This window comes from Photobacterium pectinilyticum, assembly GCF_024357955.1.
GTDB classification, from domain to species: domain Bacteria; phylum Pseudomonadota; class Gammaproteobacteria; order Enterobacterales; family Vibrionaceae; genus Photobacterium; species Photobacterium pectinilyticum.
On record NZ_JANEYT010000001.1, the window covers coordinates 208702 to 222149 of the forward strand.

A 13448-nucleotide genomic window follows, 5' to 3' on the forward strand; every position below is an offset into this window, starting at 1 on the left:
ACAGGAAAGACAACAATGTGCAAATGTCGTCATTACCTTGCTTGAACCTTATGCCAAAGGAGATAAGAAGAAAATTGTATTGCACAATACCGATGTAAACCTGCTGTCTGCGTCAAATTTCACCGGCGATCAAGTCACCTTCAATGGCAACGTGTATGAAGCCAAGTGGTGGACATCTGGTAACCAACCTGATCAAGGGGGTCCTTGGAAAATCGTGGGCAATTGCTAATGTCTACGGTTTTTCCGCTTATTTATCGGCGGTAATCCAGATCGTCCCCGTCGCCACTCAATGCTCTTTGTCGTGGTGGGATATAAAAATAGGGGCAACCGCCCCTATAAAAGGCCTATTTTATTGAGAATACCCGACAGTCCATTTTATGTCGCTTAACCATAGGAGTAAGGCCTGCGGCTTTGGCTATCGCAATACCTGCGGCACAGTCCCAAAAACTGATATGGTTTTGCACATAGCGGTCTAACCGACCTAAGGCGGTAAATGCACACTCGACTGCACAGCACCCCAGTGATACCAGGGTATATCCTTCATGCTCAAGCTGAGATTCCATTTCTTGTCTTTCAGTCTCAGGCCAAATAGCGTTGCGTCCTACTGCTGCTAACCGTGGGATCGTCTCACCCCGATTGACGATATCACCATTAAGTCTTACCTCTATGGACTCTCCACCAACAAGCGTCTCATTCAGACCCGGCATGGCAATCACACCAATAACTGGCTCACCATCCACTACCCAGGCAATGGATACCGCCCAGTACGGGTGTCCGCGAAGGTAATTTGTAGTGCCATCAATGGGATCGATGATCCAATAGGCACTGCACTCATCCCCGCCATTTTCTTCGCCAATAATGGCTTCTCCCGGAAAAGAATCAGCTATCAAACGCCTCGCCAGGACCTCAGTCTCCAGATCAACTTCCGACGCAAAATCCCGTAGACTTTTAGTCGTAATTTCAACACGTTGTTGGTTTTGTTTCTCGATTGCAAACTGGCCTAACGCCGCTGCTATTTTTTCAATTTTTACTATTCGTTGTTGATGCATGCTAATTAATCAATGTTTGTTTTTATCCATACCGTAATGGTTGGCTAAGAATGTAATAATCGACGCAATAATCATCATCAATACAATGTAAACGAGTGAAATTGCAGTTTGTTCATCCCCGACAGCCGTCGTGGCGTTCATCAACGCGATACCCAATGGCAGGTTATCAACGTTATACAGCATAACAGAGAGGTTATAGTCACTCAGCGATGACTTGAATGATAGCGCACCAACCAAAATGATAACTGGTGCCATCAGTGGTAGCGTGACCTTAAAGAAGCTATACAGTGGTGATGCCCCCAAAGACTTCGCCGCATCGTCTAGATTCGGATCCATTGAACGTAAACCCGCTCCCAGCATCCTTACCATGAACGGCAGGCCGCTGATGGTCATAGCAATAGGCAGTATCCAATATGAGCCAACTAAAACATTACCGAAAATCAGAGCCTTAGGTGCGTCATAGGCAACGATAAAACCGATGGCAATCATGGTTGATGGCATAAACCACGGTAAGTACAGAATGTACTCCAGCCCTTTTGCGAACACGTTTTTATATTTGTGAATAAGGTTCGTGCAGATAACAGCAAAAATAAGGCCAGCCAGCGTCGAAATACTGCTCAAGTTAACACTGTTCAAAAATGGCTTAAACGCATGTCCACCACTTAATACCGTTTTATAGTTTTCAAGGGTAAACCTCGTTGGGAACGTTTCTGTCAGAATACTTTCACTTGGTGCAAAGGAGAAAATAATCACCAGCGCCACCGGTGCGATATATACAATAAACAACGTGTAGGCGATGATGTGTACCGTGATATTGGCAATTTTGGAGGGTATTTCTACCTTCTGTAGCCGCTCTGTGGTTTTTGAAATTGAGTAATAAGTCCCTTTATCCTCAATACGTCGCATCAAAACCAGCAATACAAGTGAAACCAGACCAAGCAACAAAGCTAACAGTGCCGCCATATCAGCACGACCGATTTGCGACAGAAGCAAGATGATCGAGTTCACCATATGGAAATCCTTGCCCCCCAGGATCTCTGGTGCAGCAAAAGACGACAGCGAACTAAGTAATGTCAGCAATGTTACTGCAAATAAGGTCGGACTCAGTACTGGTAATACTATCTTAATAAAGGTAGGGATAACGCCCATCCCCAGACTACGCGCTGCCTGAACTACAGAGAAATCGATTTTCTTAATTGCAGCCCTCAAGAACAGAATATGCATCGTTGTCATTGAGAAGGTATGCACGAATAAAACGGCATACTCCCCACGGAACCAGTGACGATTCATATCAGGGAATACATCTACGAGCAATTTGGTGATAATACCTGTTGATGAATAGATGAAGTTATACCCGGTCACCAAGGCTACCGATGAATAAATCAAAGGGGTCATAAAGGCAAACTTGAGTATTGTTGCCCCCCGAACTTTGAAAAAGTCGATCACCGCCACCTGAAAAATGCCGACAATGTTGACCGTAATGATGGTGTAAAGAGAAATTCGCAGTGTGTTTATAACACTATCGTTTACCCGCTTAGAGTTCCAGAGACGCATTAACGCACTGGTGGAGAATTCACCATTTTTGTAAAAAGAGGTAGAAAAAATCTCATATACCGGATAGATCAACAATGCGGAAAGAACCCATACAATACAGGCAGATAAAAGCCACAACGACAGTTTCCTGGCTTGTTTGTCTGACATCATCTGGACTCACCTATTACGATAATGTCTTCAAGGTCAAACCCGGCATAAACCATATCGAATGGCTTGATCTTTACGGCCATATGGCTGGGGATAACACACGAAAGATTGCTGAAACCGACTTTTATCTCATAACCAGTTGTCATGCCTTTATAAACAATATCATTCACCTTCGCTAAAAATGAATATTGGTGACTATTACTCGCCTGAATGCTGTCGTGATACACAGAAATCCTTTCAGGCCGAATGAACATCTGCCGGTGCTCTTCTATATTAGCGAGTGTTTTTATTTCCTGGGTAACCTCATGAGACTCGCCGATAAAGTCACACACAAAAGCGGTTTGTGGTTGAGCGTACAGCTCTTCAGGTGCCCCCACTTGCTCAATGTTGCCAGCATTCAGAAGAGCAATACGGTCAGACATTGACATAGCTTCTTCCTGATCATGCGTAACAAAAATCGTTGTGAAACCGAGCTCCTTTTGTAACCGCTTGATCTCGTTGCGCATAACAATACGCAATTTAGCATCCAGATTAGACAGAGGTTCATCCATCAACAGAATACGCGGACTCATAATCAATGAACGGGCAACGGCTACGCGCTGCTGTTGTCCACCGGAAAGCTCGGTTGGTTTTTTGTTAGCTTGCTCGGCGATACCCACCAGTTTAAGCATATGGTTGACACGCTCAACCATATCGACCTTGTTTAGTTTTTTGACTTTCAGCCCAAATGCAACATTGTCAAAAACGGTTAGGTGCGGAAACAGGGCATAGTTCTGAAAAACAATGCCAATGCCTCGTTCCTCAACAGACAACTTAGTCACATCCTTGCCATCAACAAGGATCTTGCCCTTTGATGGATTAAGAAAGCCAGCAAGTAATTTCAGAATGGTTGATTTACCACAACCAGATGCGCCTAGCAGAGTAAAAAACTCATTCTCTTTTATGGTCAGGTTCAGGTTATCAATAACGGTTTTGTCGCCGTATTTGACGCCAATATTTTGTAGTTCAATCATAATTTTAATCAGAGCAGGGGCCCGTTCCGGGCTTCTAAAAAGAAAGGGGTTACAGTACGTCTAGCTGAATATTTTCCAGCCAGGTATTTTGGTGTTCAGTGACAAATTCCCAGTCTATATTCTGCACATCAAACATGTTTGCATACTTTTGGATGTTTCGGTTTGAACGCTTTATCGCCTCCGGATGAGCCGGGGTTTGGTTAAAGCGGTTTGCATATTTAGCCATAAATTCTGGCGAACCGAACCAGTCAATAAATCTCTGTGCAGTTTCGATATTATCCGTACCTTTTACAATACCGATACCTTCAGCAACGATAGGCGTACCTTCAATAGGGTTAACATAATTCATTTTAATGCGATTGCTGTTGGCATTGCTCATCACGCCACCAAGCCAGTTAAGAACAATCGGTGTTTCCCCTGTCGCCACATGTCTCCAATATTCAGTGCCCTCTGACATAGGATTAACGTTATCAAACAGGTCACGCATATAATCCCAGGCTTTGTCATCAATCTGGCCTTCTTCGGTCTTAAACTGATGGATCATGCCAGACAAATAAACCCGCGTTGTCTGAGCCGATAAATTACCAATAGAGAATTTATCTGCGTACTCAGGATTAACCAGATCAAGCCATGATTTAGGTGCTTGTTCTTCCGTCATATGCTCGCTGTTGTATGCCATAACAACAGGGGTTTGCCAGAACATATGGAAGTAACCATCCTTATCTTTATATGCCTCTGGTAGGCCTTCTTCCCATGAAGGAGTGTATTGATCTAAGAGGCCATGCTGTTTTAATGAGTACATTCCTGTCTGAGTTAACCCCATTACGACATCGGCTTGGCGGTTATTTCGCTCTGCAACCAGACGATCATGCAATTCACCACCACCTCCAGACAGATAGCGCAGATCGATACCTAGCGCCCGGTAAGCCTCTTTGGCAATAAAGTCACCACGAGCGCCGGCGGCTTGAGGAGAGTAGATGATTAGAGAGTCCGCCAGTACGTGAGTTGATGCAAAAGCCATTAATGCAGCAAATGTAAATTTTGTTCTTGCCATAATTTTTACCTACCCATAATTGGAAATTGCGGGGAGTATATTGAGTTTGTATTACAACTAAATTACACGGTGTAATTTAACTGAGACAGTAAAGCCCTGCATATCACCAGACACGCAAGGCTTTGTTATGAAGGAAGTTAAGCGAATATATTACGGTGAATAGGTAGCCACGCTGTCCCTATTTTTCCCATTTCCGAACCGACAACACAAATCGTAGGCAAAGGCCCCGGAAAGTAGTTTGCTTCTGTAGTTCTTAGCTTTTGAGCATGTTTTTCAGCTTTATGAGCCAGGATCGTGGTGATTTCAGCAGGAAGAAGTCCCCCGAGAATAATTCGCGTAGTATCAAATATCCTGGCAACATTTAAAATAGCTTCACCTAATTGCTTGGCTGCGCGTTCAATCCATACATGAATAGCAAGGTTATCCGCTCCAAACGACTCCAATTCAGAAAAGTCTTTTACATCTATCTCATTTTCTTGCAGGTGCCGGAACAAGTCTTGACCCGTCGGTCGGTCTTTGTCATAAGGAAATAACGCACCAAACTGGCCAGCGTTTCCGTGTTTACCAGTATAAAGATTGCCATCAATGAAAATTCCGCCACCCAGTCCATATCCAACATGCAAAAGACAAAAATCCTGCCAGCTAGGGTGAGCTTGCTTCACCCCTATAGCAGCACTGGTTGCGTCATTTTCTATCCAACACGGGTAATTTAGTCTCTCTGCAAATTCAGTATCGATATCGCAATTCACAAGCAGAGGAAATAATTCATGTTGAAGTAATCGTCGTGGTTTTGTTGAAAAATTACCCGGCACGGCAATCCCGTATCCTAGTATATCGTCACCGTCGCAGCCTGCGGCTTCAATGAGTTTATTCGTAAGCTCGTTAACCGTATCACAGATACTAGTGACCGATGCTTCGGGGATTGGAAGCGTCTCAAATCCAACCTCTTCACCAACCAAATTCGTCATCATTAACGTGACCTGATTTTGTGAAAATTGAACACCAAAAGAATAGGCGCCCATTGGATTTAAAGTTAACAAAATTGATGGCTGCCCTCTTGAGCCGTAAACTCTGCCGGTTTCTGAAATAAAGCCATCATTAATTAGCCCTTTGACAATTCTGGTGACTGACGCAGCGGTCAATCCTGAAGGTTTTGTTAGTTCAATACGTGAAACAGGCTGATGCAAAGCAATTAGCCTCAATAGCACTTTTTCATTATCACTAAGGTTTGATTTCAAGTTCTGTACCTTCCATGTTTTTCGCTAATTCTAATCAATTTATTGTTCCTGCAAACCATTTATCAGCAATAAAGCACAATTAACTTAATTTACGTAAAGTAATTATATTGTCACATACAGCTCCCATAATGCGTGTCCTGTCGAAAGAGAGTCACTTCTTCCAATACAAAACTTAATGAAATTAATGGATTAGGCAATTTACAAGATGATAAAAAAAATAGCGGTGTGCTCATTGTGTTTAGTATCAAGTGTTGCAAATGCAGCGTGGGTTCACAGTAACGATTCTTCTCGTTTATGGTTAGGTGGCCGTGCAGAAACCATCATGACATCCAGAGACAGTTCAAAATACGATAACTCTAAGCAAGAAGTTTACTCTTCCTGGAGAGACTCAACTCGCCTGAGACTAAGGGTGCTCGGTGAGCATTTCATCGATTATCAAACCCGGGCTTTTGGTAGCTATGAATTTGAAATGCATGCCAAAAATGACAGCTCACGGGTTCGTCAAACTTATGTTGGCATAAAACGGGATCAGCTTGGTTCGGTTTCCTTCGGCAAACAAGAAACGGCATTAAAAAAGCTGAGCAGATTCACTTATTATGGTTCATCTTTTGCCGGTAATGACGCTGTATACCTAGTACATGGAGCATCTGACCGTCTTGACAGAAACAGCTTTGTTCATGCTGAGTTAGGTCGTTTTGATATTTACGCCGATTACACTGTGAATGAACACGCGAACAGTAACACCTACAGTGCTACCACTATTTATACTCATCCGCTTGGTTTGAAATTCGGCGCGAATTTTCTCTCCGGTGAGTGGCAAGGCGACAGCATTTACCAGTATTCAGCTGGTGTAAATTATGATGTAGAGTCTTACGAAGTTGGTGCTCTTTATACGGGTGGTAAAGATCACAATGATACAGATAAGGGCGGATTAGAAGTTGCTGCCCGGTATCGGCTCAATTTAAGTGACAGCCGTGTTACTTTAGCGCTGATCTACAACAAATTAGATGAAGCAGAAAAATACGGTCCTGCTGAAAATCAACTCGAGTGGCTCGCCAGCGAAATAGAATACCGCATTGGAAAAGTTCGTGCGTACGGTGGCTATCAGTTTGACTTCAGTGATGCCAACGACGATGGAGTTCGTCTTGGCTTGCGCTATGACTTTTAATGGATAAACCTATAATGAAAACACTAATACCTTTAGGCCTGTTACTGGCTTTATTTTCATCGCTTGGATTCGCTAACACAATGAAAAAAGAAGAAATTAAAATCATATCTTACAACGTTGAATTTGGCGCAAAATCAACGCCTGAACAAATGGGTGAGTACTTAAAAGCGCATAATGCTGACATTATCACCTTTAGTGAAGTTCCCAACAGGGGTTGGACTGAACGTGTGGGTGACATTGTAGGAATGAAATATGCCTATGTGGGGGAGATCTCTTCTGCTCACCACCGAAATAAATACAAATCTATTTTAAGTCGTACTCCTCTTTCAAACTCAAGTGAAATTTTGTTAGATGCTCCTGGCAGATGGAATCCAGCCTCGGCAGTGCGTTCTGAGACAAAAATAAATGGAAACAGCGTTGCGATTTATTCTTTACATGTTGCGCAATCATCCGGTGAAGGTCACACGACTCAACTGATTAATGAGTCACTCAAAAACGACCCTGCCGATTTCGTCCTGGTTGCAGGAGACTTCAACAACAACCTTGGCTCACATGAATTAAATTATGTAGAAACCGCTGGATACAAAGCCACATGGCAAGATTTAGACATCGATTTTCGCACTGCTACATCTGTCGTTTCGAGAGAAATAGAAAATCGTCATGGCATCATTGACCACATTTTTTATCGTAATAATGGAAAAATGAAAGCTATCGACGGTGGCATTATGTATACAAGCATCCACACGGCACTATCAGACCACCATGCTATCTGGGCGACTCTTACTGTAACGGAGTAATTATTAAGACTTACTGAAATGATGGTATTTCAGTAAGTCCCTCAGATACATACGTATTAAAGTCATCATTTGATTACATTACGCAATTATATTTAATAGGATTTATTTATGCTTAAGCGTACCGTACCTTTGTGTATTCTTTCAACGTTGCTACTTGTGGGCTGTAATCTTGTATCTTCCAATGACCCATTAACTCCTGACACACCAGAGATACCAGATACTCCCGACTATGACCTAAACTATGGTCTGATTTTTCATCAAGATTTCGAAGGTGACATAACAAGCTATGACTGGTTAGTCGGTACACCTTCTGCCAGTGAGGGGATCGCTAACTCTCAGTCAGCTCTTCTTGATGGCAACAGTGTACTGAGAATGGTGAGTTGGGAAGATGAGGACACTAAAGACATTTACTCAACAGGCAATAAAACCATTTCTTTTTGGTACCGATTTGATGACATAAATTTCAATGGTGATGGAAAAGATGATAAAGAACAATACATTATTACGCTAGATAGAGAAGAGCAATTAAATAGCTATGGGTATATCCTGCGTTTAAAGGGGGGTAACCTCACAAGTTATCAAAAAGACGCGTACACCATTAATTTTAATGACTCTGGATCGTTACCAAATGACGGCGAATGGAATCATTTCGCTTTAGTTCAGTCCGATGAATATGTAACCGTATATCACAATGGCAACAGCGAACCATGGCTAGATGAAGAAGTCTCGGGCACGTCTCTTATACAATCAGCGGATCTATACATCGGAGCTTTCAACTATGATATGGATGAAGGTACAGCACGACTTGGTTTTAAAGGGGCAATAGATGAATTTCGCGTTTATGATCGAGCCCTCACTGCTCAAGAAATTAATTACATGATCGAACAAGCTAATCAATAAACTTATTAAAGACTAACTCGTCGTCTACCCTGCCCCATCATTTATGATCTTATTTTAATGAAAATAAGATCATTTTAACCATTCTGGTTGAGTATGGCTCGACTGCCATTACCCGATTCATTTTTGCACTGACGAGCTTAAAAAGATCCTTTCCTCAGGAATGTTTTAGCTGACAATGGCACATGATGTACCTCACCCGTTTTGTTGTTAAGCCACAACAAAATAGCTTATGCATGCTATCATGGCAATGATGCATGGCATTAAGAGAAATACGAAAAATACCAGCCTGATAAGTGTATAAAATCATTGAGTTAAAGGACTATTTGCAACATAATTTCACATAGCCTTGCAATAAATAACTTCATCGCTGGACGGTTTTCAATAGTTCGTGTTGTTAGTTAACAACATCTCTCGATTGTCTTTTATGTATGGCACTAGGTTAAGCGACCGAAAGTTGTAGTTCGGCTACTGTTACATAGTTTTGGACATAATGTGTTAGTTAGTTTGCTAACTCTAACGAAAGTTAAATTAAAACACATATTATACAATGACTTATACAGGTTGTGAGTTCAATATAAGTTTACTCCCTCATTTCATATTCTAGCAATACAGAAGGATTATCATGCGTAACACACCTCTTTCCATAATTAGATCTGCTGTAGGCGGTACCTTTTCCATAGTTAGGTTTGTTATCGGTGGTGCCATGCGCATTATGGGAGCCTATCTGCTCGCTATGTGTGTTCTTGAGGTATATAACAATTATCAGAACCTGGACATTAAGTTGCTTGCATCGTTTACCTTAACTGGAATTATCCTTGTGTGGCTTGCTCCAGATTAACGCCATGAATAAATCGAATTTCAGGCGTAACACCTCTTTAATTTTGGTCACCGGTATTCTCATTTTTCGCATTGTCACTTCCTTACAACCATCTGATGTATAGCAAGGATACTGAGCCATTGATTTAAAAGAGAAAAAGCAGGGATTCCGGCGATTACGATCATAGCTTCCCGAGTTAGGTAAAAATGGCCGGATAATCCCGGAATCAGTGGGACAATACTCAGGAACATGCAACTAAACATTGAAATACAAATTAACACTTTGATTTATTAGGTTGTTACTCAGTAAATGCTATGCTCCCTCCCCTTTAACAATCGAGAATAAAAATGAAAAACGTATTAGTTGCTTCGGTCATTGCGGCAACGATGTTCACCGGTCAAGTATTAGCAAATGGTTGTGTTGGCTCCTACGTTGGCCCACTAGTGATTGACGCAGAGCGTGGACATAATGGGATGGTCGAAACCACCGTTCAACAAAATGGGCAGGTAGCAATTGTATTGACTGGTAGTGACAGAGTTATCGACTACCACTTAGATTCAAGCAGCTCAAATATGAGAGCAGAGATTAGTCAAGATGGTAAATCTCTTATTATCTCTTTAGGAAGTTGGACAAACTCGCTTGTCGCGACCGTTCAGACTGAACGCGGAAGACTGCACATGGTCAATATCTTCACTGACAAAACCGATGGAATACCATTTGGTTCTAAAATCATTTTTGAAAACTAATCACATGAAAAAAGCATTACTCGCCTCCTGCTTGATACTGCTCACTGGGTGTTTCGATGACAAGGATGAAGATAAATCTTGGCGACTGAATACCAAGGAGATCACCGAAATCATTGAGTTTCGCAATGGTGTTTCCATTCATGGCTACCTGCAAAATAAAGCCACCGTACGCTGGAACACCGAACACCCCGTACCACTTTACTTTGTATCGCAAACAGAGGGCAAGGTACCTGCCAATGTAAGCGAAGCGATTGATTTAATTCATTCGGCTATTGGGTTTAAGGTGTTTAGCGTGCCGCAAGTCCTCTATCACCCATTGAGTGACTATCGTGACGACGTATTGAACATTTCCAACAACCAATTTGATGAGCATTTTTACGCCACGCATGAAATCGACTTTGGCGTGGTGATTGGTCATGATACTCAGTTCTCATTGCTCAGTGAGGGGCAAAATGATTATTGTGTCGGTACCTCGAACCAGCCTTTTTCAAGCCAGCTTCTGACCTATTTCGCGCCTGACACCCATTATTATCAAGAGGATCAGGTTATTTGGGTGCATGTGGGGCATCCAAGATGCAACCAAGCTAACCTCACACCGGAGGTGATCGCAAATGAGTTGCTACGTAGCCTAGGTTTACCAAGAGAGTTTCTCGTTGGAGATTGGTGGTTGACCGAGTTTTCTGGACCAGCACAACAGTTAATTCGCACTCTGTATAACAATCCAGCAGGAACACCGTTTAGTGAGCTCAAGTAATCATCTATCACAGGTCCACCATCTGTGTTGCCTGCTTATCACTACTGATAAGATTAACTAAAGTTTTTGGGACATAAACGTACTAGAGCTGTTCACGCTGGCACACCTCAGGACACTTTAAAGTTAGTGATTTTCTAATTGAGTAGATAGCGGATTAGGTGTCCTTGGTTCGCTAGCGGACGAGATTCATTGAACGCGTTTGAAACAACAAACACCAGATGTATCCTGCTTAACCTGACACTCTTTCACGAGCCTCAGTTTTAACTCTATACGAGCGCGGCGAAGTCGCGCTTTTGTTGCTGGCAACGTCAGGCCATGCGCATTGGCGTACTCAACTTGGGTGAGGCCATTCAGGTCGCACATTTCGATTATATGTCGATCGTTATCCGATAGTTTGGGCAAAATGCGCGGCAAACACGTTTGTAATTGAGTCATTACCGGTAATGACGTTTCGGCGGCCTGGTGCTCGCCTATATCTTCCAACGCTATCCTTTTACGCAACCGATCAATAAAGTGATTCTTAGTCATCTTAAACAGCCAAGCTTTGCCATCCGTTAATGAACAAAACCGCTTGCTGTTACTCATTGCTTTAAGAAACACCTCTTGAATAATATCTTCTGTTTCATGCTGGCTGTTTGTTTGCTTCAACAACCAGCTGTACAAGATCGCCTCTGTTTCATCCCATGCTTTCATTAAGCACTTCATCATCTTACCCTTCAAAAAAGACAAGAGTGCTGCCCACTATAGTGAACAACGCGGGCCGCACCTCAATAAAGCTATGCAAGCATAGCACGTACTTGTTCTTCCGTTGGTACAGACCCTGTATGTTGAATTATACCGTTCACTCCGACTCCCGGGGTACTCATTACCCCGGCTTTCATGATGTCTTCTAAACTCGAGATCTTCTCAACCACAACATCTTGGCCGAGATCTTTTGCCACCTTAGCAAAACGTTCCGCAGTGACCGCACAGTTATTACACCCTGGACCATATACTTGAATTGTTTTCATCTTCATCTCCACGAATAGAATCAGTGATAAGAATTAAACAGCCACCCCACAACAGAGATAGCAACAAATAAGTAACCGGCAATTAAGCCGAGTAAGCGATATTGCATCACCTGCTTGAGCATCATAAATTCAGGCAGACTCACTGCCACGGCTCCCATGCAGAACGCTAAGGTCGTCCCTAAAGGCATACCTTTTTGAATGAGAGAAGCCATAATTGGCACCACCCCAGAAGCATTGGTGTAGATTGGAATCGCACTTAAGGTGGCCATAGGTACGGTCCACCATTGACCATCCGACAAGTTCTGCTCAAACCATTGCGCCGGTACAAAACCATGAATAAACGCACCAATCCCAACGCCAATAATTACCCACTTCCAAATACGTTTAACAATGGTGCTCGTTTCATTCACTGAAAAGGCATGGCGCTGGTGATGTGTCAGTGCTGGAGCCGTGGGGCTAGCAACTTGATTACAATTAGATTGGATATCGCTCATCTCATCTTCGAGATAAGCTTTGGCAAGAAACGGCTGCAGCCAACGGTGAGCTTTGAATAAATCCACAATGACGCCAGCCAAAATGCCCAAAAGCATACCAATAATGATGTACATCACTGTGAATTTCAGCCCCAAAATGCTGCCAAGCATGATCACCACAACCTCATTAATTAATGGTGAAGTGATCAAGAAAGCAACGGTAATACCGATGGGAATACGGGCAGTGACAAAGCCCATGAATAAAGGAATAGAGCTACAAGAACAAAATGGTGTAATCGCTCCAAACATGGATCCTAAAACGTAACCAACACCACGATTCTTGACACTCAAGTAATCACGAACTTTCTCAACGTTCAAGCTCGCCCTTAGATACGAAATAACATAAATAAGAACAATCAATAACACGAGAATTTTACTGGTATCTTCAATAAAGAAATGAACCCCGATACCTACCGAAGTATCAGGTGCTAGCCCCATGATTGAGTAGCTCAACCAATCGGCAAAATGAGTAAATACATCCAACATTGATGTGCCCTTTAAATGTATATCTATTTACAACACGTATGGGCGTTCAAAAGGATGCATTTTATTTTAAAAGAGTTAAGCGCCAAAAGATTTCGCTGCACCACCGTATCCGCCCCATGATTCCACGGGGCGATTATTAATGAGAGAAGTTCCAAGGAAGTAGAGAGTCGATATCCGGCTCA

Annotated in this window: 13 protein-coding genes and 1 pseudogene; 6 read left to right on the forward strand and 8 right to left on the reverse strand. The window is 42.7% G+C overall.

The genetic code is table 11. The features are described 5' to 3' along the window. Positions 1 to 121: 121 nt before the first annotated feature. Positions 122 to 229 (forward strand): annotated as a pseudogene (locus NHN17_RS00945) (carbohydrate-binding protein); the annotation flags it as partial. Between the two features lie 115 nt (positions 230 to 344). Here the strand turns inward: NHN17_RS00945 and NHN17_RS00950 are convergent. The 5 genes from NHN17_RS00950 to NHN17_RS00970 form a co-directional block, all read right to left on the reverse strand. Beyond that, a complete protein-coding gene (locus NHN17_RS00950) occupies positions 345 to 1049 on the reverse strand; it encodes an inositol monophosphatase family protein (protein WP_255040220.1) in 705 nt (234 codons plus the stop codon). A 9-nt stretch (positions 1050 to 1058) separates the two neighbouring features. Continuing rightward, the gene (locus tag NHN17_RS00955) at positions 1059 to 2753 is read right to left on the reverse strand and encodes an ABC transporter permease (RefSeq protein WP_255040221.1); all 1695 of its coding nucleotides are present in this window, start codon (positions 2751 to 2753) and stop codon (positions 1059 to 1061) included. Further along, the gene (locus NHN17_RS00960; RefSeq protein ID WP_255040222.1) at positions 2750 to 3763 is read right to left on the reverse strand and encodes an ABC transporter ATP-binding protein; all 1014 of its coding nucleotides are present in this window, start codon (positions 3761 to 3763) and stop codon (positions 2750 to 2752) included. Before NHN17_RS00960 ends, NHN17_RS00955 begins: the two co-directional genes overlap by 4 nt. 49 nt (positions 3764 to 3812) lie before the next feature. Then, on the reverse strand, positions 3813 to 4817 hold the full coding sequence (locus NHN17_RS00965; RefSeq protein ID WP_255040223.1) for an extracellular solute-binding protein: 1005 nt from the start codon (positions 4815 to 4817) through the stop codon (positions 3813 to 3815). Between the two features lie 137 nt (positions 4818 to 4954). After that, entirely contained in the window at positions 4955 to 6055 is a 1101-nt protein-coding gene (locus NHN17_RS00970; RefSeq protein ID WP_255040224.1) for an ROK family transcriptional regulator, read from the reverse strand. 205 nt (positions 6056 to 6260) lie between these two features. Here NHN17_RS00970 and NHN17_RS00975 point away from each other — a divergent pair, with 205 nt between their 5' ends. The 5 genes from NHN17_RS00975 to NHN17_RS00995 all read left to right on the forward strand — a co-directional run bounded on the left by NHN17_RS00975 (position 6261) and on the right by NHN17_RS00995 (position 11237). Further along, positions 6261 to 7223 carry a porin gene (locus NHN17_RS00975; protein ID WP_255040225.1) on the forward strand — a complete coding sequence of 321 codons (963 nt, stop codon included), beginning with the start codon at positions 6261 to 6263 and terminating at the stop codon, positions 7221 to 7223. Positions 7224 to 7237: 14 nt separating this feature from the next. Further along, the gene (locus NHN17_RS00980) at positions 7238 to 8020 is read left to right on the forward strand and encodes an endonuclease/exonuclease/phosphatase family protein (RefSeq protein WP_255040226.1); all 783 of its coding nucleotides are present in this window, start codon (positions 7238 to 7240) and stop codon (positions 8018 to 8020) included. 108 nt (positions 8021 to 8128) lie between these two features. Further along, positions 8129 to 8920 (forward strand): LamG domain-containing protein, encoded by a 792-nt coding sequence (locus NHN17_RS00985; protein ID WP_255040227.1) that lies wholly within the window; start codon positions 8129 to 8131, stop codon positions 8918 to 8920. A gap of 1164 nt (positions 8921 to 10084) precedes the next feature. Continuing rightward, a complete protein-coding gene (locus tag NHN17_RS00990; protein WP_255040228.1) occupies positions 10085 to 10483 on the forward strand; it encodes a hypothetical protein in 399 nt (132 codons plus the stop codon). Positions 10484 to 10487: 4 nt separating this feature from the next. After that, complete coding sequence (locus tag NHN17_RS00995; RefSeq protein ID WP_255040229.1) at positions 10488 to 11237, forward strand: hypothetical protein; 750 nt, start codon at positions 10488 to 10490, stop codon at positions 11235 to 11237. 186 nt (positions 11238 to 11423) lie between these two features. Here the strand turns inward: NHN17_RS00995 and NHN17_RS01000 are convergent, their stop codons facing one another. The 3 genes from NHN17_RS01000 to NHN17_RS01010 all read right to left on the reverse strand — a co-directional run bounded on the left by NHN17_RS01000 (position 11424) and on the right by NHN17_RS01010 (position 13266). Further along, positions 11424 to 11930 (reverse strand): sigma-70 family RNA polymerase sigma factor, encoded by a 507-nt coding sequence (locus NHN17_RS01000; protein ID WP_255040230.1) that lies wholly within the window; start codon positions 11928 to 11930, stop codon positions 11424 to 11426. An 83-nt stretch (positions 11931 to 12013) separates the two neighbouring features. Then, entirely contained in the window at positions 12014 to 12247 is a 234-nt protein-coding gene (locus NHN17_RS01005; RefSeq protein WP_255040231.1) for a thioredoxin family protein, read from the reverse strand. A 20-nt stretch (positions 12248 to 12267) separates the two neighbouring features. Further along, entirely contained in the window at positions 12268 to 13266 is a 999-nt protein-coding gene (locus tag NHN17_RS01010; protein WP_255040232.1) for a permease, read from the reverse strand. Positions 13267 to 13448: the final 182 nt, after the last annotated feature.

Bases quoted from the DNA above. Each gene is read 5' to 3' on its own strand.
- NHN17_RS00950 (WP_255040220.1), bottom strand. From the start codon at position 1,049: ATGCATCAACAACGAATAGTAAAAATTGAAAAAATAGCAGCGGCGTTA.
- NHN17_RS00955 (WP_255040221.1), bottom strand. From the start codon at position 2,753: ATGATGTCAGACAAACAAGCCAGGAAACTGTCGTTGTGGCTTTTATCT.
- NHN17_RS00960 (WP_255040222.1), bottom strand. From the start codon at position 3,763: ATGATTGAACTACAAAATATTGGCGTCAAATACGGCGACAAAACCGTT.
- NHN17_RS00965 (WP_255040223.1), bottom strand. From the start codon at position 4,817: ATGGCAAGAACAAAATTTACATTTGCTGCATTAATGGCTTTTGCATCA.
- NHN17_RS00975 (WP_255040225.1), top strand. From the start codon at position 6,261: ATGATAAAAAAAATAGCGGTGTGCTCATTGTGTTTAGTATCAAGTGTT.
- NHN17_RS00980 (WP_255040226.1), top strand. From the start codon at position 7,238: ATGAAAACACTAATACCTTTAGGCCTGTTACTGGCTTTATTTTCATCG.
- NHN17_RS00985 (WP_255040227.1), top strand. From the start codon at position 8,129: ATGCTTAAGCGTACCGTACCTTTGTGTATTCTTTCAACGTTGCTACTT.
- NHN17_RS00990 (WP_255040228.1), top strand. From the start codon at position 10,085: ATGAAAAACGTATTAGTTGCTTCGGTCATTGCGGCAACGATGTTCACC.
- NHN17_RS00995 (WP_255040229.1), top strand. From the start codon at position 10,488: ATGAAAAAAGCATTACTCGCCTCCTGCTTGATACTGCTCACTGGGTGT.
- NHN17_RS01000 (WP_255040230.1), bottom strand. From the start codon at position 11,930: ATGAAAGCATGGGATGAAACAGAGGCGATCTTGTACAGCTGGTTGTTG.
- NHN17_RS01005 (WP_255040231.1), bottom strand. From the start codon at position 12,247: ATGAAAACAATTCAAGTATATGGTCCAGGGTGTAATAACTGTGCGGTC.
- NHN17_RS01010 (WP_255040232.1), bottom strand. From the start codon at position 13,266: ATGTTGGATGTATTTACTCATTTTGCCGATTGGTTGAGCTACTCAATC.